The organism is Streptomyces sp. NPDC045021 (assembly GCF_056432645.1).
Genome location: NZ_JBWKIQ010000002.1, coordinates 411290 through 434279, shown reverse-complemented (window position 1 = coordinate 434279; position 22990 = coordinate 411290). Strand labels below are relative to the sequence as shown.

Genomic DNA, 22990 nt, shown 5'->3' with positions numbered 1-22990 from the left:
GCGACCCGTGGACCGGGCCGATGCGCCATGCCCTGGAAGAGGCCGGGCTCGCCCCGCGCACCGGCGATGTGCCGGTGGGCGCGGTCGTGCTCGGCCCGGACGGGGCGGTCATCGGCCGGGGCCGCAACGAACGCGAGGCGACCGGCGACCCGACCGCCCACGCCGAGGTCCTCGCGATCCGCCGGGCGGCCGCAGCGGTCGGGGAGTGGCGGCTGACCGGCTGCACGCTCGTCGTCACGCTGGAGCCGTGCACCATGTGCGCGGGCGCGATCGTCCTCTCCCGGCTCGACCGTGTCGTGTACGGCGCACTGGACGAGAAGGCCGGCGCCGTGGGCTCCCTGTGGGACGTCGTCCGCGACCGCCGCCTCAATCACCGCCCCGAAGTCATCCAGGGCGTACTCGCCGACGAGTGCGCCGCCCTCCTCACCCGCTTCTTCCGCTCAGGCGATTTCGGAGCACGGCCCCACGTGGGCTAAGCTCTCTCTCGGTAGCGTGTCCGAGCGGCCTAAGGAGCACGCCTCGAAAGCGTGTGTGGGGGCAACTTCACCGTGGGTTCAAATCCCACCGCTACCGCTCTTGAGCAGTACGAAGCAGTAAAGACGAAAGCCCCGGCTCACGCGAGCCGGGGCTTTCGTCGTTCTCGGAATCCGCGGCCGCCCCCTGGATGGCCGCAGATTGCCGCGGTGGGATCGCGGGGGCGGTCCGGCGCGAACACGCTGGGGCCATGAGCGAATCCACCCCGGGGCAGCCCCCTCCCGATCCGCAGCGGCCGGCCTGGGGGCGGGGCCAGGGTCCGCAGCCGTCTGCGGGGCAGTGGCAGCAACCCGGAGCGCAGCCCGGAGGGCAGTGGGAGCAGCGTCCGGGTGGGCAGTGGGGGCCGTACCCGGGGGTGCCGCCGCAGAGGAAGCGGCGGAAGTGGCCGTGGGTGCTGCTCGTGCTGGTGCTGTTGATGGCCGGCGGGTGTGCGGCCCTGTTCGCCGCGTTCGTCCGCGACGAGTCGAAGGCGGTGAAGGTGGTGTACGAGGTCACGGGTGATGCCGGCGGCGTCACGATCTCCTACAGCACCTGGAACGACCGCACCGTGTCGACGAGTCAGGAGACGGCGAAGTCGCTGCCGTGGCGCAAGGAGGTGGAGACGAAGGGTTTTGTGAAGGGCGGAACCCTCGGCGTGACCATCGGGGCGGCGGGCGGCACGGTCAAGTGCTCGGTCACCGTCGACAACGGGGCGCCGAGGACGGCCACCGCCACCGGAGCGTTCGCGACCGCTCTCTGCAGCGGCTTCTGACGGCCCTTCCGGAATACCCGCAAATGTTCATGAACACCCCGAAGCAGCCCGGAACGTGGCAGGAGGAGCGGCTCCAGAGGGGGAGTGAGCCGCTCCTCTTGATGGGAAGGGGACCTGCGGGCCCGCGCCGCGTGGCCAGGGGGCGACTCGTGGCGCGAGACCCCGCAGTGTGGTCCCCGTTCCGGCCCGTCCGGTTCCTGCCGGACCATTCGGGCTCACCACCCATACTGCGTCGGTCCGGTGGCCGCGCGGGGCGCCGAACGGCCCCGGTTCCGGGGTCCTTCGGCCTAAAGCGCCGGTTGGACCGCAGGCTGATCGGCTGAATGGGCCATTCGATGGATAGACTCCACCGATCGCAGGCTAGGGACAGCCGGTAGGGGGCTGCCACTGCTGCCGGGGAGGGCAAGGGGCATGGCGCAGGCGAAAAAGGTCACCATGTACGTTCTCGTGGTCTTCGTGCTCTACACGATCATCACGCAGCCAGCGCGCGCCGCCGATCTTGTGCAGGTAGGGTTCGAGGGCATTTCGAACGCCGCGAGGGGTATCGGAGAGTTCATGCACGAGCTGGTCAACTGATCGGCTCGGTGCCCGTGAGGAGTCCCGCGTGATCCGCCATCTGGTTCTGTTCAAGCTCAATGACGGCGTCAGCCGTGACGAGTCCCGGGTCGCCGCCGGAGCGAAGGCGTTCGAGGAGCTCGGTGGGGTGATCCCCGAGCTGACCTCGTGGGAGTGCGGTTGGAACGTCACCGACCGGCCGATCGCATATGACTTCGCGATCAACTCGTCGGTCGCGGACGCCGCCGACCTGAAGACCTACCTGGAGCATCCGGCACACCAGGCGGCGGCGGGCCAGTGGCGTGAATTCGCGACCTGGGTGATCGCCGACTACCCCTTCTGACGGAGCCGGGCCGCCGGTCGGCCCGACAGCCCCCCTGCCCGCCCCGGCCCGTCCCACGGCCGGTCACACGGCCTGTCGCTCAGCCCCCTGCCCACCGGGCAGGGGGCTTTGTCGTGTCCGGTCGAGGTCAACTCACCGTCAAATCACCGCCCAACACGGCGTTATTAGGTGCTTGCGTACAGTGCACATGAATTGTGATGCTATGACCGCTTTTGCCGGATGAGTGGACCGATGAGGGGTGGTGTGTCCGTGTCGGCCCGAACGGCGTCAACAACTTTCGCCCGCAGTAGGACCAGTACGCCCAATACCAACGCCGTGGAAGCGCGCGCGCTGACGACCGTGCTGTTCGAGGAGATCTCCGGGCTCGAACCCGGAACACCCGAACACGCGCGCGTACGCGCCGCGCTGATCGAGGTCAATCTGCCCCTCGTCCGGTACGCGGCGGCCCGCTTCCGGAGCCGGAACGAGCCCATGGAGGACGTCGTCCAGGTCGGCACCATCGGGCTGATCAACGCGATCGACCGGTTCGATCCGGAGCGCGGGGTGCAGTTCCCGACCTTCGCCATGCCCACCGTGGTGGGGGAGATCAAACGTTACTTCAGGGACAACGTGCGGACCGTTCACGTACCCCGCCGGCTCCATGAGCTGTGGGTTCAGGTGAGCGGGGCGATCGAGGACCTGACGGTGCTGCACGGCCGGTCGCCGACGACCGGGGAGATCGCCGAGCGGCTGAAGCTGGCCGAGGAGGAGGTGCTGGCCTGCCTGGAGGCGGGGCGGGCGTACCACGCGACCTCGCTGGAGGCGGCGCAGGAGGGCGACGGCGCTCCGGGGCTGCTGGACCGGCTCGGCTACGAGGATCCGGCGCTGGTCGGGGTCGAACACCGCGACCTCGTCCGGCATCTGCTCGTACAGCTGCCCGAACGGGAGCGACGGATCCTGATGCTGCGGTACTTCGGCAATCTGACGCAGTCCCAGATCAGTGCTGAGCTGGGCGTCTCGCAGATGCATGTGTCCCGGCTGCTCTCCCGCAGCTTCGCCCGACTGAGGTCCGCAAACCAGCTCGAAGCGTAACCCTTGAGGAGGAACCATCCTGCAGAAATATGTCGACTTGGCGCTACAGCGTGTTGCCGACATGTGACATTCTGCAGGAACCGCGTTTGTCGCGACCCGGCCTCCGGTATTCAGGTGGAGGAACAAACCGTCGTTCGCGACACCCGTCCGCGACCTCAAGGGGGTGGCATGTCCGTTCAGGTGGGCAGTCCTCAGGTGCGCCGTACCAGCGCACCAATCGATGCACGCACCGGCGAAGCCATCGACACCCGCACACTGTCCCGTTCGCTGTTCCTGCGCCTCGCGGAACTCGAACAGGACAGCCCGGAACGAACCTATGTGCGTGACACGCTCATCGAGCTGAACCTGCCACTTGTTCGGTATGCGGCAGCCCGCTTCCGCAGCCGCAACGAGCCGATGGAAGACATCGTCCAAGTGGGCACGATCGGCCTGATCAAGGCGATCGACCGCTTCGACTGCAACCGCGGCGTGGAGTTCCCGACGTTCGCGATGCCCACCATCGTCGGCGAGGTGAAGCGGTTCTTCCGTGACACGTCGTGGTCGGTGCGGGTGCCCCGGCGGCTGCAGGAGCTGCGGCTGGCGCTCACCAAGGCCAGCGACGAGCTCGCGCAGAAGCTGGACCGGTCGCCGACGGTGGCCGAACTGGCGGTCTGCCTGGGCGTGTCCGAGGAGGACGTCGTCGACGGCCTCGCGGTCGGCAACGCCTACACCGCCAGCTCGCTGGACTCGCCGCCGCCCGAGGACGACGGCGGCGAGGGCACCCTCGCGGACCGCCTCGGCTACGAGGACACCGCGCTGGAAGGCGTGGAGTACCGCGAGTCGCTCAAGCCGCTGCTGGCCCAACTCCCGCCGCGCGAGAGACAGATCATCATGCTGCGGTTCTTCGCGAACATGACGCAGTCGCAGATCGGCGAGGAGGTCGGCATCTCCCAGATGCACGTCTCCCGGCTGCTCACCCGCACGCTCGCCCAGCTCCGGGACGGCCTGACAGCGGAATAGACCGGCCCGCTGGCCTGCTGACGTTCCGTCAGTAGACTGGCGCGATGGTCGCGATAGCACGGATGTCTGGCCGCCGGGGCGCGGCACTCGCCGTACCGGCGGTTGGCGTGGCCCTGCTGCTGGCGATGACGACGGCCGGCTGCGGAGCGGCGGGCGACGACGGGTACGTGGCGGTCGGCGGGGTCGGTCCCTCGCAGGGCGGCGCGACGGGGGACGTACCGCCGGTCGGTCCGGTCGTGATGGTGCCGCTGGACGGCCCGGTACCGGGCCCCGGCAGCGGCGCACCGTCCGCACCGGGATCAGCTCCCGGATCGACTTCCGGTTCGACGGGGGCCACCGGGACGACCTCTGGAACCACACCGGGCTCGGGCCCGGGATCGACGCCGGGCACCACGTCCGGCGGCTCCGGCACGCCGGGGAACGGCTCAGCGGGCACATCGCAGCCGGGGGGCAGCGGCTCGACGACGCCCGGAGCGCCGGGAACGACCCCGCCGCACACACCCCCACCCGGCACGACCCCTCCGACTGCGCCCGCGCGCCTGGTCGTGAGCATGCCGAAGCGCGCTCCGGCCGCGGACCGGTGGTGCGAGAAGGTGACGGTCACCTTCACCAATTCCGGCGGCAGAGCGGCGACTTCGGGCAGCGTCACCTTCGGCACCCACATCATCGGCGGCCTCGGCATCGACTGGGCGACGATCGAGACCACGAAGCCGGTGCCGGTGCCGCTGGCGGGCGGCGCCTCCGAGGTTCAGACCTGGGAGATCTGCGTGGACGCCTGGCGGGTTCCGCTGGGCATGCACATCGAGACCCGGGACGTCACCCTTACGTGAGCGACGCCGTCCGGGCCGGTGCTGTCCGGCGGGCCAGTGTTATCGGGTGGTGCCGTCAGCGCATCGCGAGCGCGACGACCCCGGCAATCACCAGGACGGCGACGACGATGCCGATGATCAGGCCCGTGCGCGTGCCGGACCCGGTCTGGGCCTGCTGCTGCTGCAGTTGCTGCGGCTCCTCGACGAAGGCGCGGAACATCTGGGTGTCGCCGGCGGGGTCGTAGTTGTTCTCAGGGTTCGACATGCTGCCCGACCCTAGCGAACAAGCGGAATCCCGGGCACCCCCGGGTGTGCCCGAGAGACCACCGGCGCCGAGTCGGGACGTCCGCCGCAACAGACCCGCAGGAGCGCTCGCAGAGTCCCCCGCGGGGTCCCGGCAGGAATACGGCCCGCCGCCGACCGGTTGAAGCTGCCCATGGCACGCATCGGAACATCTGATCTGGACGTCTTCCCGCTCGCCCTCGGCGGCAACGTGTTCGGCTGGACCGCCGACGAGGCGCAGACCTTCGCCGTACTGGACGCGTACGCGGCCGCGGGCGGCAACTTCCTCGACTCCGCCGACTCCTACTCGGCGTGGGTCCCGGGCAACTCCGGAGGTGAGTCGGAGACCCTCATCGGAAAGTGGCTGGCCGCGCGCGGCAACCGGGACGCGATCGTGGTGGCCACCAAGGTCAGCAGCCACCCGGACTTCAAGGGACTGCGGGCCGGGAACATCCGCGCCGCCGCCGAGGCCTCGCTGCGCCGGCTCGGCACGGACCGCATCGACCTCTACTACACGCACTTCGACGACCCGCAGGTCCCCGTCGAGGAGATCATCGGCGCACTGGACGAACTGGTGCGCGAGGGCAAGGTGCGGCAGATCGCCGCGTCGAACCTCACCCCCGAGCGGCTCTCCGCCTCGCTGGCCTTCTCCGAGCGCGAGGGCCTGGCCTCGTACGTCGCCCTGCAGCAGCACTACAACCTGGTGGAGCGCACCGGCTACGAAGGGGCGATGGCCGAGGTCGTCGCCGCGCACGGCCTGTCGTCGATCCCCTATTACGGGCTGGCCTCCGGCTTCCTGACCGGCAAGTACCGGGCCGGCGTCGTGGTGGACAGCCCGCGGGCGGGCGGCGCGGGGAAGTACCTGGAGACCGAGCGCGGGCAGCGGGTGCTGGTGGCGCTGGACGAGATCGCGCAGGCGCACGGCGCCGAGGTCGCGACCGTGGCGCTGGCCTGGCTGGCGGCGCAGCCGACGGTCGTGGCGCCGATCGCCAGCGCGCGCACCCTGGAGCAGCTGCCGGCGCTGTTGGCGGTGGCGGACCTGAAGCTGACGGCCGAGGAACTGGACCAGCTGACGACCGCGTCCGCCTGACCTGCCGTTATGACATAGAACGCCGTCATCCCAGCGGGGGAATCGCCCGTCTCGCTTTACTGGGGACGGGCGATTCCTTTGGGGATTCTTGACCCCATGGGGCACAGATTCATTTGCCTGTAGCAACCAACCAACCTTACAGTTGCTCAAGGCAACCAATGGGACGACGAGAAGATCGGCGGGGCTGTGGCGACGAAGGAGCACTGCGCGGAGCTCGCCCGCCAGCTGCGCGTCGTCATCGGCGTCGGCAGGGAAGTGGGCCGGGCTCTGCCGCCCGAGACCCCGCCCGCGACCGTGGGGGTGCTCACGGCGCTCGGCCGGTACGGCGAGATGCGGATGAGCCGGCTCGCCGAATATCTCGATATCGACATATCGGTCACCAGCCGACATGTCGCCTATCTCGCCGAGCGCGGCTGGATCGACCGCACTCCCGACGCCCTGGACAAGCGATCCCGGCTGCTGCGCCTGAACCCGCACGGCGAAAAGGTGCTGGCCGCCTCTTCGGACCGTGCCGCCGAGGTGCTGGCAGCTCATCTGAGCGACTGGTCCGACGACGACGTCGACCTGCTGTCCGGCCTGCTGGACCGGCTGCGCCTGAGTTTCGGCGACTGCCGGCCCAAGCCCCATGCCGGTACGGCCACGACGGCCGGTGCACCCCACACACCCCGTACACACCCGAATTGACATTGACGAGGACGAAGATGGCTACAACCACACCGACCGGTGTGCGGGAGGCGGAAGCCCACGGTGGGCACGCGGCCCCCATGTCGCACCGGCAGATCATGGAGGCGTTGTCCGGGCTGCTGCTCGGCCTGTTCGTGGCGATCCTCTCCTCCACGATCGTCTCCAACGCCCTGCCCACCATCCTCGCGGACATCGGCGGCGGCCAGAGCGCGTACACCTGGGTGGTCACCGCCGCCCTGCTCGCGGTCACCGCCACCACCCCGCTCTGGGGCAAGATGTCCGACCTGGTCAGCAAGAAGCTGCTGATCCAGATAGCCCTGGTCATCTACGTACTCGGCTCGATCATCGCCGGGTTCTCCACCAACCCCGGCATGCTGATCGCCTGCCGCGTGCTCCAGGGCGTCGGCGCCGGCGGTCTGTCGGCCCTCACCCAGGTGATCATGGCGGCGATGATCTCCCCGCGTGAGCGCGGCCGTTACAGCGGCTACCTCGGCGCGGTCTTCGCCGTCGCGACCGTCGGCGGCCCGCTGGTCGGCGGCGTCATCGTCGACACCGACTGGCTCGGCTGGCGCTGGTGCTTCTACGTCGGCGTGCCGTTCGCGATCATCGCGCTCATCGTGCTGCAGAAGACGCTGCACCTGCCGGTGGTCAAGCGGAAGGTCAAGATCGACTGGTCCGGTGCGTTCTTCATCTCCGCCGCCGTCAGCCTGCTGATGATCTGGGTCTCGCTCGGCGGCACCAACTACCCCTGGATGTCCTGGCAGACCTACGTGATGGTGCCGGGGGCCTTCCTGCTCGGCCTGGTCTTCCTCTTCGTCGAGTCCAGGGCGTCCGAGCCGATCATTCCGCTGCGGCTGTTCCGCAACAAGACGATCACCCTCACCTCGCTCGCGAGTCTCTTCGTCGGCGTCGCGATGTTCGCCGGCACCGTCTTCCTGAGCCAGTACTTCCAGCTGGCGCGCGGCAAGACCCCGACCATGTCCGGCGTGATGACGATCCCGCTCATCGCGGGCCTGTTCATCTCCTCAACCGTCTCGGGCCAGATCATCACCAGGACCGGACGCTGGAAGGGATTCCTGGTCGGCGGCGGGGTCTTCCTGACCGCGGGCGCCGCGACGCTGGGCCTGCTGCGCTACGACACCCCGTACTGGGAGGTCGCCGTCTACATGGCGCTGCTGGGTCTCGGCATCGGCATGATGATGCAGAACCTCGTGCTCGCCGTGCAGAACCAGGTCAAGCCGGAGGACCTCGGCGCGGCCAGCTCGCTCGTCACGTTCTTCCGCTCCCTCGGTGGCGCGGTCGGCGTCTCGGCGCTCGGCGCCGTCCTCGGCAGCCGGGTCACGAGCCTGGTCTCCGACGGCCTCTCGGCGCTCGGCATCAAGGGCGGCGACGGCGGCGGCATCCCGGACGTCGCCAAGCTCCCGGCCCCGGTCAAGGGCGTCGTGGAGAACGCGTACGGGCGCGGCATCGGCGATGTCTTCCTGTACGCGGCACCGTTCGCGCTGATCGCCCTCCTGCTGGTGATCTTCGTCAAGGAGGTCGCGCTCAAGACCAACAGCGGTCTGCAGCAGGTCGCGAGCGGCGCGGAAACCGCTCCTGCCACAAGTGCCGGCAGCTCCGGCGTCCCCGGCAGCACTTCTGAAGTGAGCCTGCCCGCGACCTCCTTCGCCAAGGAGGTGGCCGCCATGACCCCGGTGGCGGTGCTGGACGCCAGGCCGGCAGCGGTTCCGGACGACCGGCAGGCGTCGGTGCCTGGTGACGGTGGCACGCCCGTGCACGGCACCGTCAAGATCGCCGACGGTACGGCCATCGACCACGCCAAGGTCACGCTGATCTCGCTCCAAGGGCAGCAGCTGGGCAAGTCCGTCACCGGCACCGACGGCCGCTACCTCCTCGATGCGCCCGGCGCCGGCTCGTACGTCCTGATCGCGGCGGCCGACGGCCACCAGCCGCAGGCGGCGACCGTGCTGGTCGGCGACGCGCCCCTGCCGTTCGACGTGGTGCTCACCGGCGCCGGCGGCCTCGCCGGGACCGTGCTGGGCGCGGTCGACGGCCTGCCGGTCGTCGAGGCGATGGTCGTCGTGACCGATGTGCGCGGCGAGGTGCTCGGCACCGGAAAGACCGGCGACGGCGGCGAGTTCGCCTTCGCCGAGCTGCCCGCGGGCGACTTCACCGTCGCGGTGAACGCGCCCGGCTTCCGGCCGGCCGCGCTGCCCGTGGAGGTCGGCGGCACCGGTGCCACCCGCGTCGAGGTCGTGCTGCAGCCCGGCGCGCAGGTGCGCGGCGTCGTACGGGCGGGCGCCGACCGACGGCCGCTGCCCGACGCGAAGGTCGTCCTCGTCGACGCGGCAGGGAACGTGGCCGGCACGACGACGACCGGCGCGGACGGGGCGTATGCCTTCACCGACCTGGACGCGGGCGAGTACTCGCTCGTCGCGAGCGGGTACCCGCCGCTGGCCACCGCGTTGAGCGTGCTGGGGCGCGGGGCCGAGGAGTTCGACGTCGAGCTCCACCACCCCGCGGGGTAGCGCTCGACCACCCCGAAGGGCGGCGGGGGACAGCCCCCGAGCTACGGGGGACAGGCTTCCGGACGGTCGGTCCGCGCGCACTGCGGAGAGGTGCGGGCCGACCGCCGGAGGAATCGGGATCCGAGCGAGCGACGGCCGGAGCAGGGGACGGCCGAGGCCGTCGCGCCGGATCCCCTCGCCGGGCGGGCTCCGTCGAACGGGCCCGCCCGGCGATCAACAGCACCACGCACCACGGCCGGGCCCACGGGATCCCGGCACATCACGGGAGGCGAACCTCGATGAGCAGCCACGGCCTGCGGGCCCGCGTACGCACCAGGGACGGCTGGGCCGTCTCGCACGCGGTGCTGACCGTCACCGATATGACGGGCAGTCAAGTCGACCGCCAGGAGGCCGATTCCGACGGGATCGTCCGTACCGGACCGCTGCCCGCGGGCGCCTACACGGCGATCGTGACCGCGATCGGCTATCTGCCGGCGGCCTCGACCGCGATCGTCACCGCGTCGGGCTCCGCGGACGCGGGCACCGTTACGCTCTCCCGCGCGGGCGGCGTGGAGCTGCCGCCGCCCGGCAGCTGGACCATCGACCCGGCGCACTCCTCCGTCACCGCGACCGCCCAGCACCTCGGCATCTCCAGCGTGCAGGGCCGGTTCACCGTGTTCGGCGGGCGGATCGAGATCGACGGGCGGACGGCGGCGTCAACCGTCGACGCCGTCATCGAGGCCGCGTCGATCGACACCGGCAACGCCCTGCGCGACGGGCACCTGCGCTCCCCCGACTTCCTCAACGCCGAAGTCCACCCCAAGATCACCTACCGCAGTACGGGCGGCCTGGAGCCGGCCGGCGACGACCGCTGGACCGTGCTCGGCGAGCTGACCCTGCACGGTGTGACCCGCCCCGTCGACCTCGACCTCAGCTACCTCGGCACCGGCCCCGACCCCTGGGGCGGTGTGCGCACGGCTTTCCGCGCCACGACCGAGCTGCGCCGCGCCGACTTCGCGATGAACTACAACCAGGTCGTCCAGGCCGGGATCGCGGCCATCGGCACCACGCTGAAGATCGAACTCGCCATCCAGGCGGTGCGGGGCAGCGAGCTGCCGGAGGCGTAGCGCGGCAGGCTCGGCGCAGGAGCGCGCGTTACAGGAGCGCGCGTAATGCGAGCGCGCGTTACAGGAGCGCGCGTAATGCGAGCGCGCGTTATGCGAGCTCGCGCGTTATGCGAGCCGGGCCGGGAATCCGCCGGTCGCGATCGGGCCCCAGCGCTCCGGGGTGATGCGGATCAGCGACTTGCCCTGCTTGATCATCGCGGCCCGGTACTCGTCCCAGTCAGGGTGCTCGCCCGAGATGTTGCGGAAGTACTCGACGAGCGGCTCGACGGAGTCCGGCGGATCGACGACCTCGGCCGAGCCGTCGATCTGCACCCAGGGCCCGTTCCAGTCGTCGGAGAGGACGATGACGCTGGTGCGCGGATCGCGCCGCGCGTTGCGCGTCTTCGCGCGCTCCGGGTAGGTCGACACGACGATCCGCCCGGAGTCGTCGACGCCGCAGGTCAGCGGCGAGCCCTGCGGCCGGCCGTCCGCGCGGGTGGTGAGCAGGATGGCGCGGTGGCGGGGGCGGACGAACGCCAGCAGTTCGTCGAGGGACGCCGTGGTGTTGGTGGCAATCGATTTGGGAGCCATGCCAAAACCCTACGCGGCGGGCCCCGTGACGGCCTGTGCGCACGCCGGTCTCCGAGCCCTCAGGTCCTCAGGTGCCGGTCGCGCATCGTCTCGATGCCGGCGATCACGCAGTCCAGCCCGAAGGCGAAATCGTGCTCTCGCTGCCGGGCGACGGACCCGGACACGGAGCTGTGGTTGAGCAGGTCGAGCGTGTGCTCGAACCCCGGCCGGTCCTCGACGCTGCTGACCCAGTCGGCGTAGAACGCGTCCTCGCCCAGGCCGCTGGCCCGGCAGCGTTCGCCCCACCGGCCCTCGACGGTGCCGTAGCCGTAGACGTACTGGAAGACGCAGCCGAGCGCGCCGGTCAGCTGCTCGGGCGCCAGACCGGAACGGGCCATCGCGCGCGTCGCGTTGGTGGAGAACTCCATCGCGAGCGGGCCGATGTTGAGGTACTCGCCGATCAGGGGCGCCGTCCACGGATGGGTGACCAGCATCGTGCGGTAGCCGAAGGAGAGTTGGCGCACCTCGTCGCGCCAGTCGGCGTCCGGCTCCTCGGCCGGCGGGACGATCGCGCCGTGGACCGCGTCCAGGGTGAGCTCCAGCAGGTCGTCCTTGGTGTCGACGTACCAGTAGACGGACATCGCGGTCACGCCCAGCTCGGTGGCGAGCTTGCGCATCGAGAACGCGGCGAGACCGCCGGTGTCGAGCAGCCGGACGGCGGCCGCGACGATCTTGTCGCGGTCCAGTCCGGCCGGCTGCTCGCTGCGGCGCTTGACCGCCGGACGTTCGTGCAGCCACACGCTGGCCCCAGGAGTCGTCGCGCGGCTGTCCTCGGCCATGGCGGGCGTTCCCTTCGCGGGGTGTTCCGGGTCGTCGGGGCCTGCGGGCTGCCCGCATCCGATGCTATGCCGCTTCCGAACGCCGGACCCGCGAAAAGGGCGGTACCCGCAGGTCGCAGGGCCTGCGGGTACCGCCAGTCGGATCTTCTGTCAGCTCTCCGCGGGGATCTGTCAGCTCCTCGCGGCGCTCGCCAGCTCCCAGCGGAGCCCGTCAGCTCCTCGCGGGGCTCGCCAGGTCGTAGACCGTGGTGGTGCCGACCGTCTTCGCGGTGAACGCGGAGGTGACCCAGGTGGTGATCGCCGAGGATGTTCCCTGGCCGCCCATACCGCCGCCCATGCCGCCGGAGGAGGAGATGAAGTAGTGGATCTTCCCCTCGGCCACGTACTGCTTGAACTGCGCGAGCGTCGGCGACGGGTCGCTGCCGTTGAAGCCGCCGATGGCCATGACCGGGTCGCCGGTGGCCAGTTGGTAGCTGGCGGAGTTCTGCGAACCGATGGCCGCCGCGACCCAGGTGTAGTCGGAGGCGTTCTGCTCCAGGAGCGTCTTCATCGCGGAGCTGACGGTGGCGCCGCCGAGCAGCCCGCCCATCCCGCCGCCACCGCGACCACCGGCCGTACCGCCGCGCGGGAAGCCCTGCGCTCCCTGGCCGGGCTGACCCTGCTGCCCCTGTTGACCGGGCCGGCCCTGCTGGCCGGTCTGGCCGCCGCCCGGAACCGTCGGCGGCTGCTGGGCGCCGCCGGGCAGGCCCTGGCCGTTCTGGCCCACCTGACCCGGCATGCCGCCGGGAGCGCCGCCGCGCATCCCGCCGGGACCGCCGCCCATACCGCCCTGGACGGCGGGGCCCGCCGTCACGATCGAGCCGCTGTGCCCGGTGTCCACGGTGTTGAGCGTGTACGCGAACGGTGCCGCGAGCGCCGCCGCGATACCGAGACCGGCCACCGCTGCCGCGAACCGCCGGCCGAGCCGTACCGCGAGCAGCAGTCCGGCCGCCGCCAGCAGGCCGGCGACCAGCACCGTCCAGCGCAGCCACGGGTGCCAGTCGGATGCCCGGCCCAGCAGGACGTACGCCCAGTAGCCGGTGCCCGCGGCCGTCACGGCGAGCGTCGCCGTTGCCGCGAGGTGCGTGCGCTTCTCCCAGAGCAGCGTGGCGCCCATGCCGACGACGGCGGCGATGTAGGGGGCCAGTGCGACGTTGTAGTACTGGTGGAAGATGCCCGACATGAAGCTGAAGACCCCGAAGGTCATCAGCAGCGAGCCGCCCCAGACGAGGAACGCGGCGCGCCGGGCGTCGGTGCGCGGGGCCTTCCGGGACAGCCACAGCCCTGCGACGAGCAGGATGAACGCGGCCGGCAGCAGCCAGGCGATCTGGCCGCCCATGTCACCGTCGAACAGTCGCGTGATGCCGGTGGATCCCCACTGGCCGCCGCCCTGACCGCCGCCCGCTCCCCCGCCGCCGACGCTGCCCGTCTCGTTGCCGGTGATCCGGCCGAAGCCGTTGTAGCCGAAGGTCAGCGACAGGAAGCTGTTGTCCTGCGAGCCGCCGATGTACGGGCGGGACGAGGCCGGCCACAGCTCAACGATCGTCACCCACCAGCCGCCGGAGACGACCAGTGCGAGCCCTGCCAGGGCCAGTTGGCCGATGCGCTTGCGGAAGGCCGTCGGTGCGACGACCGCGTACACGATCGCGAGCGGCGGAAGGATGAGGAAGGCTTGCAGCGTCTTGGTCAGGAAGGCGAGACCGAAGGCGACACCGGCCCAGACCAACCACTTCGTCCGGGCGCCTTCGAGCGCGCGCAGCACGCAGTAGACGGCGACCGTCATGAGGAGCGCGAGCAGCGCGTCCGGGTTGTTGAAGCGGAACATCAGCGCGGCGACCGGGGTGACCGCCAGTACGGCGCCCGCGATCAGTCCGGCCGCCGGGCCGAAGCGGCGGCGGACGGCGGCGTAGAGCACACCCACCGTCGCGACGCCCATCAGCGCCTCGGGAACCAGGATCGACCACGAGTTGAGGCCGAAGATCCGGACGGCGACGGCCATCGGCCAGAGCGCGGCCGGGGGCTTGTCGACGGTGATCGAGTTCGCCGCGTCGGACGAGCCGAAGAAGAGCGCCTTCCAGCTCTCGCTGCCTGCCTGGACGGCGGCGGAGTAGAAGGAGTTGGCGTATCCGGACGCGCTCAGGTCCCACAGGTACAGCGCGGCGGTCACGGCCAGCAGCGCCAGGAACGCGGGACGCACCCAGCGGGCGTCCTCGGAGCGGCCCCTCCAGATCCGTCCGGCGATACCGCGCGGGCCGGACGGAGCGGGCGCCGGTGGCGCGCCGGGCGGCTGCGCGTGCTCGGGCACCGTGGAACGGGTCACAGGACCGGGCAGGTCCAGGGAGTGTGGCGGCGGACCGGCCGGAAGGCCGGCCGGGGTGCTGTACGGCGCGGTCATCGTGCGCTCCTCGGGTCGGAGTCGTGGTCGTAGGTGGCGTCGGACTCGTAGTCGGCGACGGGGAATTCGTAAACGCGGGCTTGCCCCGGCCCGGTGGCCCGGGCCCGCATGGTGGTCTGGTCCCGCCCGGTGGCCTGGGCCCGCCTGGTGGCCTGGTCCGGCCTGGTGGTCTGCTCGGTCCCGGTGGCCTGCTCGGCGGCGTCGGCGGGTGCCGGGCCGGCGGGTGCCGTGCCGGACGGGAAGACCCAGGCGCGGAAGAGCAGGAAGCGCAGTACCGTCGCCGCGAGGTTGGCGGCGATGAGGACGGCGAGCTCCGTGCCGTGCGAGGGGCGGGTGTTGGCGGCCTCCAGGGCCGCCAGCGAGCCGCTTGTCAGGGCGAGGCCGATCGCGAAGACGACCAGGCCCTGGGCCTGGTGGCGAACGGCCTGTTCCCGGCCGCGGACGCCGAAGGTGAGGCGGCGGTTGGCGGCGGTGTTGCCGATCGCGGAGACCAGCAGCGCCGCCGCGTTGGCGGGCTGCGAGCCGAGCCCGAGCCGGAAGCCCGAGTACAGCACCAGGTAGACCAGGGTGCTCAGCACCCCGACGACGCAGAATCCGACGAGCTGGCGGGCGAGGCCCGGTGGCACGCCGCCCAGCTCGCGGTCGCGTGGATCGTCGCCGAAGGGCCGGCGCAGCCGGTCGAGGGCCAGCGCGCCGGTGGCGAGCGCCCGTCCCACCCGCCAGACGCCCTTGAGGTCGTCGGTGGCCGTACGGACGATGTCCACGGTGCTGTCGGGATCGTCGACCCAGTCGACCGGCACCTCGTGGATCCGCAGCCCGGCGCGTTCGGCGAGCACCAGCATCTCGGTGTCGAAGAACCAACCGGTGTCCTCCACCATCGGCAGCAGCCGCTCGGCGACGTCCTTGCGGATCGCCTTGAAGCCGCACTGCGCGTCGGAGAAGCGGGCGGCGAGCGAGCCGCGCAGGATCAGGTTGTACGTGCGGGAGATGAACTCGCGCTTGGCGCCGCGCACGACGCGTGAGCTGCGGGCCAGCCGGGAGCCGATCGCCAGGTCGGAGTGGCCGGAGATCAGCGGGGCGACCAGCGGCAGCAGCGCGTTCAGGTCGGTCGACAGATCGACATCCATGTAGGCGAGCACGGGCGCCTCGGACTCCGTCCAGACGGCCCGCAGGGCCCGCCCGCGCCCCTTCTGGTCGAGCCGGAAGGACTCGACCTCGGGGATCTCCGACGCGAGGCTCTTCGCGACGGCCTCCGTGAGATCGGTGCTCGCGTTGTCCGCGATGGTGATCCGGAAGGGGTAGGGGAAGGTACCTGCCAGGTGCGCGTGCAACCGCCTGACGCAGGGCTCCAGGTCGTTCTCCTCGTTGTAGACGGGGATCACGACGTCGAGCACCGGGTCGCTGTGTGCGACCGGCAGGTGCTGCCGGGACGGCAGAGTGCCGAGGTGAGTTCGCATACCCCGACGTTCCACCGCCGCGCTGTCACGACCTTGTGGTGAACCTGAGGCCCTGCTGTGAGTCCGGCCGCATGTCCTGGCGCGAGCCCTCCAGCGAGCCCGGCTGCGTCCCCTGCCGCAAGTCCTGCCCCGAGCCCTGCGGGGCCATCTGCCGTACCGACGGGGGGAGTTGGACGCTGAACGCGGTGTGACCGGGCACGCTCTCGACCCACACCCTGCCGCCGTGCGCCGTGACCACCGCGTACACGATCGCCAGCCCCAGGCCGGTGGAGCCCGATCCGGATCCCCGCGCGCGGGACGCGTCACCGCGCGCGAAACGTTCGAAGATGTACGGCACGAGATCGGACGGAATGCCGGGACCGTTGTCGACGACCTGGAGCAGCACACCGTGGTTCCGGTCGCCGGTGACCCGCGCGGTGACGGTCGTCCCCGGCGGGGTGTGGGTGCGGGCGTTGGCCAGCAGGTTCGCCAGCACCTGCTGCAATCGCTCCGCGTCACCGTGCACGGTCGCCGGCTCGTCGGGCAGGTCCAGCCGCCAGACGTGATCGCGCCCGGCCGCCCGCGCGTCGCTGACCGCGTCGACGACCAGCGGTGACAGATCCGTCTCCGTCAGGCCCAGCGGCCGCCCCGCGTCGAGCCGGGCGAGCATCAGCAGGTCCTCGACGAGTGACGTCATCCGTCCGGCCTCGGACTCGATACGGCCCAGCGCGTGCCGGGTGTCGGGACCGACGTCCTCCCGGCCGCGTCGGGTCAGCTCCGCGTAGCCGCGGATCGAGGCGAGCGGCGTCCGCAGTTCATGGCTGGCGTCGGCGACGAAGCGCCGGACCCGCATCTCGCTCTCCTGCCGGGAGTGCAGCGCGGAGCCGACGTGCCCGAGCAGCCGGTTGAGGGACGCACCGACCTGCCCCACCTCGGTGCGCGGATCGGTGTCCGCCTCCGGCACCCGCTCGTGGAGCGCCACCTCGCCCCGGTGCAGGGTCAGTTCCGACACCCGGGAGGCGGTCGCGGCGACCCGGCGCAGCGGCTGGAGGGAGATACGGATCAGGGCGGTGCCGGCGAGGCCGGCCGCCGCGAGACCGGCGGCGGTCACGCACACCTCCACCCAGACGAGGGTGTTGAGGGTGTCCTGCGCCCCGGAGGCCCGGATGCCGACGAGATACGTGCCGTACTGCGTCGCGACCGACTGCATGCGGTAGGTGCCCAGGCCGGGGATGTCGATGCTGTGCGCGGCGCCGTCGAGCGGCAGGCTGCCGAGCGCCGCGGTCTGCGCGGCGTCGAGGGACTCGGGGGTCACCTGCGGCCCGACCTCGCTGCTCTCCTTCTGGGCGCTGAGCGCGGTCTCGGTGATCTGCCCGTCGGTGACCTTGGCGCCGATCGTTCCGAGCGGCTGCCCGCCGCCGATGACGAACCCCAGGTCGCCGGAGTGCAGGCGCGGCAGCGAGTCCGAACCGGCCGGCGGCCCCTCGGCGCGGTGCGCGACGGCGGCGAGCTGGGTGTCCAGCTGCCCGTACAGGTAGGTGTGCAGGGCGAGCGCGGTGACCGTGCCGATCACCGCGCACACGACGGCGACCAGCGCCACGGACGACACGACCAGCCGGCGCCGCAGCGACCACGGGCGGCTCGGGAGCAACCGGCGCCGCCGGCGGGGGATGTTCACGCCGCCTCGCCCGGCTTTATCAGATACCCCGCCCCCCGCCGGGTGTGGATCATCGGCGCGCGTCCCGCGTCGATCTTCCGCCGCAGGTAGGAGATGTAGAGCTCCACCACATTGGCCTGGCCGCCGAAGTCGTAGGACCAGACCCGGTCGAGGATCTGCGCCTTGCTGAGCACCCGGCGCGGGTTGCGCATCAGGAAGCGCAGCAGCTCGAACTCGGTGGCCGTGAGGTGGATCGAATCATCGTCGCGGTAGACCTCGTGGCTGTCCTCGTTCAGGACGAGATCCCCGACGACCAGCATGGACTCGGTGCGCGCCGCGGCGGCGCCCGAGCGGCGCATCAGCCCGCGCAGCCGGGCCACGACCTCCTCCAGGCTGAACGGCTTCGTGACGTAGTCGTCGCCGCCCGCCGTCAGTCCGGCGATCCGGTCCTCGACCGCGTCCTTGGCGGTGAGGAAGAGCACCGGCACGTCAGGGGTGTCGCGGCGCAGCCGGGCGAGGACTTCCAGGCCGTCCATGTCGGGCAGCATCACGTCGAGCACGACGGCATCGGGCCGGGTGTCGCGGGCCGCGCGCAGCGCGCCGGCGCCGTCGGCCGCGGTACGGACCTCCCAGCCCTCGTAGCGCAGGGCCATGGAGAGCAGGTCGGAGAGGGCGGCCTCGTCGTCGACGACGAGGACACGCACCGGGGACCCGTCGGGACGGGAGAGTTCGGCGGCGGCCGCAGCGGGGATGGAAGGCATGGGACCAGCCTGTGAGGGGGCTCTGAAAACATTCTTTCGACTACCTGTGAATCTCCTGAGAAACGGTCGTCCCAGGCGAGCGGGGCTGCGAGCGGGGTTGCGGGCGGGGCTGCAGCGGGGCTGCGGGCGGGGCTGCGGGCGGGGCTGCGGGCGGGGCTGCGGGCGGGGCTGCGGGCGGGGCTGCGGGCGGGGCTGCGGGCGGGTCGGAATACGGCAGTCGATCACCGGGTTGCCGCCTGCACGCACTGAGACTCAGGGAGCCGGGACCATGGGGAGCACGGACAGCAGCGGCGTCGCGGACGCCAAGGAATCGGACGCCGGGAAAGCGGGCGCCGCGGAAACCGGCGCCAGGGAAGCCGTCGGCCGGTACGGCATCTGGGATGCCGTACTGCGCTCGGACGATCCGGAGCTGCGCGGCGAGATCGCCGAGGCGGCGGCCGAACTCGACGAGCTGGGCTTCGGTGCGATCTGGCTGGGCGGCAGCAGCTCCGTCGACCACGCGGCCCGGGTCCTCGACGCGACGTCGCGGATCACGGTCGCCACCGGCATCCTGAGCATCTGGGAGCACGAGGCGGACGCGGTCGCCGCCAGGACGGCGGAGGAGGAGGCCGCCCACCCGGGCCGTTTCCTGCTCGGCCTCGGGGTGAGCCACGCGCAGCTCTCGGACCGGTACCGCCGCCCGTACTCGGCGATGGTGGCCTACCTGGACGCGCTGGACGCCGCGCCCGCACCGGTGCCCGCCGGGCGGCGCGTCCTGGCCGCGCTGGGTCCGAAGATGCTGGAGCTGTCCCGCGACCGGGCGGGCGGCGCGCACCCGTATCTCGTCACGCCGGAGCACACCGAACAGGCCCGCGCGCTGCTGGGCGACGGCCCGTTGCTGGCACCCGAGTTGAAGGTCGTGCTGGAGAAGGACCCGGCCGTCGCCCGCGAGACCGCCCGCGGGTTTCTCAGCATGTATCTGGCGATGCCGAACTACACCAACAGTTTCCTCCGACTCGGCTTCGAGGAGGCGGACTTCACCGACGGCGGCAGCGACCGGCTGATCGACACCGTCTTCGCCTGGGGCGACGACGATCGCATCCGGGAGCGGATCAACTCCTTCCATGCGGCCGGCGCCGACCACGTCGCCCTGCAAATCATCACCGACCAGGGGCGGTCCGTACTGCACCGCCCCGAATGGCGGCGGCTGGCACAGGTGTTGGCCTGACGCCGATGACATTCGGCGCGCCACTTCCCACAACTGGCCGATGGCGTGCCGTTGTTGATCAACTGTCCTTGTGGTGCTGATGGGTTGATCAACTGTCCATGTTTGTAAGGTATGTGATCATTCGTCACATTCCTGACAAACAGCGGCAGTTGTCAACAGCCAGGCGAACGCGCCATGTCGGATTCGTACGAATCCGATCGGCGCACCTTCACCCCACGACAAACGGAGGTACGTTCGCCGCATGGACAGTGGCGCCGTCCCTTACACCGTCTCCGTCGACCGCATGGCCTCCGGAGATCACGCCTGTCTGGGCTTCGACAGCCACCGGGCCCGCTGGGCGGTCCGGGCCGCCTTCACCGAGGCCGGCCTGCTCCGCGGCGAGCGGGTGATCCTCTTCGTCGGCCCCGGCACCACCCCCGGGGAAGCGGCCGTCCGCCTCGCCGATCACGGCGTCCCCGCCACCCAGGCCCTGCGCGACGATCGGCTCCTCGTCATCAACGAGACCCCCGGCTACGACCCGGAGCGCGGATTCGACGCCGAGAGCCGGGCCGCCACCTGGCTCGAGTTCACCGAGGACGCCAACGTCATGGGATTCAGCGGGCTGCGCGCCGTGGGCGACATGTCCTGGGCGCTGGGGCCCGGCGTCGACCACGAGGAGCTCATCGACTACGAGACGGGACTCACCCCGCTCTTCGCCGACATCGGCTTCACCGCCATCTGCGAGTACGACCGCCGGCTCTTCCCGCCCGAGCTGATGTGCCGGGTGGGCGCCTCCCACCCCACCGAGGTCCTGCAGTCGCTCGACGCCCTGCACATCACCAGGACCGGCACCATCCTGCACCTCGCGGGGAACGCCGACCTCGCCACCCGGGAGCAGTTCGACACGGAGCTGCGGCGGTCCCTGGGCGGGCCGGGCCCGCCGCCGCGCCTCGTCGACCTGACCGCCCTGTCGTTCATCGACGCCCACTGCGCCACGACCCTCATCCGGCTCGCCGCGGCCCTGCCCGCCACCGCCCGGCTCGCCGTCCACTGCCCGTCCACCCACGCCCGCGTGCTGCGCCTGTGCGGCGCGGGCGACGTCCGCCAACTGACGCTCTACGTCGAGGCGGGCTGGTAGATGAGGCGGTGCGCGCGGAGCCGTACGCGGCCGGCGGCCGGTCAGCGCGAGTCGTACGCGGCCGGTCAGCGCGAGTCGTAGGTGAGCCGGACCGCCCGCGGCAGCGTCGCCACCACCAGGTCGTAGGAGTCCTCGATCATCTCCCGCACCATCCGGACCGGCAGCGACCCGTCGACCGTCACCGTGTTCCAGTGCCGCTTGTTGAGGTGGTATCCGGGAATGACCGCCGGATACTCCGCCCGCAGCTGTTCGGCGATCTCCGGATCGCACTTGAGGCTCACCTTGAGCGGCTCGGCCTCCAGCACGCTCAACGCGAAGATCTTCCCGGCCACCTTGAACGCCGACAGATCCGGGTTCCGCGGAAACGGGAACTCCTCCTCGGCGCCCGGCATCGCCAGACACGCCGCCTTCAGCCCCCGCGCAGTCATCGCCACCATTCGGCCGACCCTAACGCCTGCCGACGACAGATCCACGGGACGGAAGAGGGAACGTGGAAGGGGGAAGGCGGAACGGCGAACGGGGAACGCGGAAACACCAGAGGCCCGACACTTTCGTGTCGGGCCTCTGGTCGTAGTAGCGGGGACAGGATTTGAACCTGCGACCTCTGGGTTATGAGCCCAGCGAGCTACCGAGCTGCTCCACCCCGCGCCGTTGAACTGAACACTACGCCATCCGCGGGACCCTCAACTACCAGTCCGTTCGACGCCATTTCCCGAATTGCTCCGGAAAGCAAACCAGGACCCCCTCAGACGATCTCCTCGGGGGCCCTGACCTGAGTGCACTCGGCAGGATTCGAACCTGCAACCTTCTGATCCGTAGTCAGATGCTCTATCCGTTGAGCTACGAGTGCTTGTGCTTTCCGGCGTTTTCTAGCCGGTCGGCGTTGCGGGAACAACATTACATGACCTGCGGCTTCAGGTGAAATCCATTGTCCGGACCCTCTCTGAGCTGCGAAAACAGCTACGGAAGGGGTACGAACGGCGGAGTGTGTCGATCTTGTGCGGAGCACCGTGGAGCGACGTGGAGCACCCCCCGGCGTCCCGGACGGAAGACCGCCCGGTGGCCCGGACATACGCCGGAGATACGACGGAGCCCCGGTCGTCCTGGGACGACCGGGGCTCCGGAAACGAGCGGAGGCTCGGGGATTTGAACCCCGGATGGGATTGAAGTCCCAAACCGCATTAGCAGTGCGGCGCCATAGACCAGACTAGGCGAAGCCTCCAGACACACCCGCGCGAGCGAGTGCGTGTGCAGATGATGACACAGCCCGGCAGGCTGTCACCAATCGCAGACCAGGGTACAAGGCCGTCGGCGTGGAGGGCAAAGAGGAAGCGCGCCCCCGCGGGGTGGCTCGCCCACGTTCGGGTGGATTGCGGGGAAAGGCACGCGCGGGGCGGTAGTGACTGGGGCATGCGACTCAACGGCCCCGGCCAACTCGACCGTCCCCTTCCCCGCCTCGCTCCGCGCCCCGCCGCCCGCCGCCGGCCCGGAGTGCGGCTTCCGCTCGCCGCCGTCCTCGGTGTCGTGCTCGCCGCCGGGGTGCCGCTGCTCCTGGCGACCGACGCCGGTGCGGCACCAGTCCCGCTCCCCGTGTCCGCGGACCCCGCGCCCCCAGCGAACAACCAGGTGACCGTCACCGTCGACGACGGCTCGGGGAACATCACCACGAGCAGGCTGGACTGCGGACCCGACCAGGGCACACCCGCCGGGCCCGCGACCCCCGCCCAGCCCGAGGTCTTCGCCGACCCCGCGAATCCCGCCGACCCCGCCGACCCCGCCGCGCCCGAAGACCCCGCGACCTCCGGCGGTCCCGTGGCCCCGGCGCCGGCCGTCTCCGTACCCCTGACCGGGCCCGCCCGGTCCGTGGCGGACTCCTGCGACCGGCTGGAGCGGCTGGGCGGTCCCGTCGGTCCCGTTCCGGCCGGCCAGATGTGCTCGATGATCTACGGCGGATCACAGACCGCGCAGGTCACCGGGGTCTGGCACGGTGTGCCCGTCAACGAGAAGTACAGCCGGGCCAACGGTTGCGAGGTCGCCCGATGGCAGGACATGGCGCCGGTTCTGCCCGCCGCCACCGGAGGTGCGTGACGCACGCCACACCAGGGACGATCTCGCACCGCACACGCTCGAACACCGAATCCCACAGGGGTACATGGGCATCCGCGGACGCTCGGCCAACCGCTGCACGTACACTCGCTCTAGTGACATGCCATGGGGTCAGCGGCAAGATGGGCCGCC

22 protein-coding genes and 4 tRNA genes are annotated in these 22990 nt (G+C 71.0%); 15 read left to right on the top strand and 11 right to left on the bottom strand.

What is annotated here, in order from left to right; all coding sequences use genetic code 11:
* Positions 1-20: 20 nt before the first annotated feature.
* The 8 genes from tadA to AC07DC_RS08980 all read left to right on the top strand — a co-directional run bounded on the left by tadA (position 21) and on the right by AC07DC_RS08980 (position 5083).
* A complete protein-coding gene (gene tadA / locus AC07DC_RS09015; RefSeq protein ID WP_478913320.1) occupies positions 21-476 on the top strand; it encodes a tRNA adenosine(34) deaminase TadA in 456 nt (151 codons plus the stop codon).
* A gap of 10 nt (positions 477-486) precedes the next feature.
* Positions 487-573, top strand: a tRNA-Ser gene (locus tag AC07DC_RS09010).
* Between the two features lie 151 nt (positions 574-724).
* Positions 725-1285 (top strand): hypothetical protein, encoded by a 561-nt coding sequence (locus tag AC07DC_RS09005; RefSeq protein ID WP_478913319.1) that lies wholly within the window; start codon positions 725-727, stop codon positions 1283-1285.
* A 411-nt stretch (positions 1286-1696) separates the two neighbouring features.
* Complete coding sequence (locus AC07DC_RS09000) at positions 1697-1861, top strand: hypothetical protein (RefSeq protein WP_187144938.1); 165 nt, start codon at positions 1697-1699, stop codon at positions 1859-1861.
* 28 nt (positions 1862-1889) lie between these two features.
* Entirely contained in the window at positions 1890-2183 is a 294-nt protein-coding gene (locus tag AC07DC_RS08995) for a Dabb family protein (protein WP_478913317.1), read from the top strand.
* 243 nt (positions 2184-2426) lie between these two features.
* The gene (locus AC07DC_RS08990; protein WP_478913315.1) at positions 2427-3254 is read left to right on the top strand and encodes an RNA polymerase sigma factor SigF; all 828 of its coding nucleotides are present in this window, start codon (positions 2427-2429) and stop codon (positions 3252-3254) included.
* Between the two features lie 168 nt (positions 3255-3422).
* On the top strand, positions 3423-4253 hold the full coding sequence (locus AC07DC_RS08985) for an RNA polymerase sigma factor SigF (protein ID WP_478913314.1): 831 nt from the start codon (positions 3423-3425) through the stop codon (positions 4251-4253).
* Between the two features lie 44 nt (positions 4254-4297).
* Positions 4298-5083: a hypothetical protein gene (locus AC07DC_RS08980; protein WP_478913312.1), complete on the top strand. Its 786-nt coding sequence runs from the start codon at positions 4298-4300 to the stop codon at positions 5081-5083.
* A gap of 55 nt (positions 5084-5138) precedes the next feature.
* Here the strand turns inward: AC07DC_RS08980 and AC07DC_RS08975 are convergent, their stop codons facing one another.
* The gene (locus tag AC07DC_RS08975; protein ID WP_478913311.1) at positions 5139-5327 is read right to left on the bottom strand and encodes a hypothetical protein; all 189 of its coding nucleotides are present in this window, start codon (positions 5325-5327) and stop codon (positions 5139-5141) included.
* 171 nt (positions 5328-5498) lie between these two features.
* Between AC07DC_RS08975 and AC07DC_RS08970 the strand changes: the two genes are divergently transcribed.
* The 4 genes from AC07DC_RS08970 to AC07DC_RS08955 all read left to right on the top strand — a co-directional run bounded on the left by AC07DC_RS08970 (position 5499) and on the right by AC07DC_RS08955 (position 10752).
* Positions 5499-6434, top strand: coding sequence for an aldo/keto reductase (locus tag AC07DC_RS08970; RefSeq protein WP_478913309.1), 936 nt, complete (start codon positions 5499-5501; stop codon positions 6432-6434).
* Between the two features lie 186 nt (positions 6435-6620).
* Positions 6621-7118: a MarR family winged helix-turn-helix transcriptional regulator gene (locus tag AC07DC_RS08965; protein WP_478913308.1), complete on the top strand. Its 498-nt coding sequence runs from the start codon at positions 6621-6623 to the stop codon at positions 7116-7118.
* Between the two features lie 80 nt (positions 7119-7198).
* A complete protein-coding gene (locus AC07DC_RS08960; RefSeq protein WP_478914082.1) occupies positions 7199-9646 on the top strand; it encodes an MFS transporter in 2448 nt (815 codons plus the stop codon).
* Between the two features lie 278 nt (positions 9647-9924).
* A complete protein-coding gene (locus AC07DC_RS08955; RefSeq protein ID WP_478913307.1) occupies positions 9925-10752 on the top strand; it encodes a YceI family protein in 828 nt (275 codons plus the stop codon).
* A 105-nt stretch (positions 10753-10857) separates the two neighbouring features.
* On the opposite strand, the gene AC07DC_RS08950 is transcribed toward AC07DC_RS08955, so the two are convergent.
* The 6 genes from AC07DC_RS08950 to AC07DC_RS08925 all read right to left on the bottom strand — a co-directional run bounded on the left by AC07DC_RS08950 (position 10858) and on the right by AC07DC_RS08925 (position 18428).
* A complete protein-coding gene (locus AC07DC_RS08950) occupies positions 10858-11322 on the bottom strand; it encodes a PPOX class F420-dependent oxidoreductase (protein ID WP_478913305.1) in 465 nt (154 codons plus the stop codon).
* A 59-nt stretch (positions 11323-11381) separates the two neighbouring features.
* Positions 11382-12140 (bottom strand): TetR/AcrR family transcriptional regulator, encoded by a 759-nt coding sequence (locus AC07DC_RS08945; protein ID WP_478913304.1) that lies wholly within the window; start codon positions 12138-12140, stop codon positions 11382-11384.
* Positions 12141-12351: 211 nt separating this feature from the next.
* A complete protein-coding gene (locus tag AC07DC_RS08940) occupies positions 12352-14574 on the bottom strand; it encodes an ArnT family glycosyltransferase (protein WP_478913302.1) in 2223 nt (740 codons plus the stop codon).
* Positions 14571-16031 carry a bifunctional glycosyltransferase family 2/GtrA family protein gene (locus AC07DC_RS08935; RefSeq protein WP_478913300.1) on the bottom strand — a complete coding sequence of 487 codons (1461 nt, stop codon included), beginning with the start codon at positions 16029-16031 and terminating at the stop codon, positions 14571-14573. Before AC07DC_RS08935 ends, AC07DC_RS08940 begins: the two co-directional genes overlap by 4 nt.
* A gap of 25 nt (positions 16032-16056) precedes the next feature.
* Positions 16057-17688 carry a sensor histidine kinase gene (locus AC07DC_RS08930; RefSeq protein ID WP_478913298.1) on the bottom strand — a complete coding sequence of 544 codons (1632 nt, stop codon included), beginning with the start codon at positions 17686-17688 and terminating at the stop codon, positions 16057-16059.
* On the bottom strand, positions 17685-18428 hold the full coding sequence (locus AC07DC_RS08925; protein WP_478913296.1) for a response regulator transcription factor: 744 nt from the start codon (positions 18426-18428) through the stop codon (positions 17685-17687). The genes AC07DC_RS08930 and AC07DC_RS08925 overlap by 4 nt, the downstream gene beginning before the upstream one ends.
* A 268-nt stretch (positions 18429-18696) precedes the next feature.
* On the opposite strand from AC07DC_RS08925, the gene AC07DC_RS08920 reads away from it, so the two are divergent.
* Both AC07DC_RS08920 and AC07DC_RS08915 read left to right on the top strand, forming a co-directional pair.
* Positions 18697-19635: an LLM class F420-dependent oxidoreductase gene (locus tag AC07DC_RS08920; protein ID WP_478913294.1), complete on the top strand. Its 939-nt coding sequence runs from the start codon at positions 18697-18699 to the stop codon at positions 19633-19635.
* 241 nt (positions 19636-19876) lie between these two features.
* A complete protein-coding gene (locus AC07DC_RS08915) occupies positions 19877-20752 on the top strand; it encodes an MEDS domain-containing protein (RefSeq protein WP_478913292.1) in 876 nt (291 codons plus the stop codon).
* Positions 20753-20817: 65 nt separating this feature from the next.
* On the opposite strand, the gene AC07DC_RS08910 is transcribed toward AC07DC_RS08915, so the two are convergent.
* The 4 genes from AC07DC_RS08910 to AC07DC_RS08895 form a co-directional block, all read right to left on the bottom strand.
* Complete coding sequence (locus tag AC07DC_RS08910; protein ID WP_478913290.1) at positions 20818-21189, bottom strand: MmcQ/YjbR family DNA-binding protein; 372 nt, start codon at positions 21187-21189, stop codon at positions 20818-20820.
* 137 nt (positions 21190-21326) lie between these two features.
* Positions 21327-21400 (bottom strand) — tRNA-Met (locus AC07DC_RS08905).
* Positions 21401-21529: 129 nt separating this feature from the next.
* A tRNA-Arg gene (locus tag AC07DC_RS08900) sits at positions 21530-21602 on the bottom strand.
* Positions 21603-21883: 281 nt separating this feature from the next.
* Positions 21884-21974: transfer RNA gene (locus AC07DC_RS08895), tRNA-Ser, on the bottom strand.
* A 188-nt stretch (positions 21975-22162) separates the two neighbouring features.
* Between AC07DC_RS08895 and AC07DC_RS08890 the strand changes: the two genes are divergently transcribed.
* The gene (locus AC07DC_RS08890) at positions 22163-22840 is read left to right on the top strand and encodes a subtilase-type protease inhibitor (protein WP_478913288.1); all 678 of its coding nucleotides are present in this window, start codon (positions 22163-22165) and stop codon (positions 22838-22840) included.
* Positions 22841-22990: the final 150 nt, after the last annotated feature.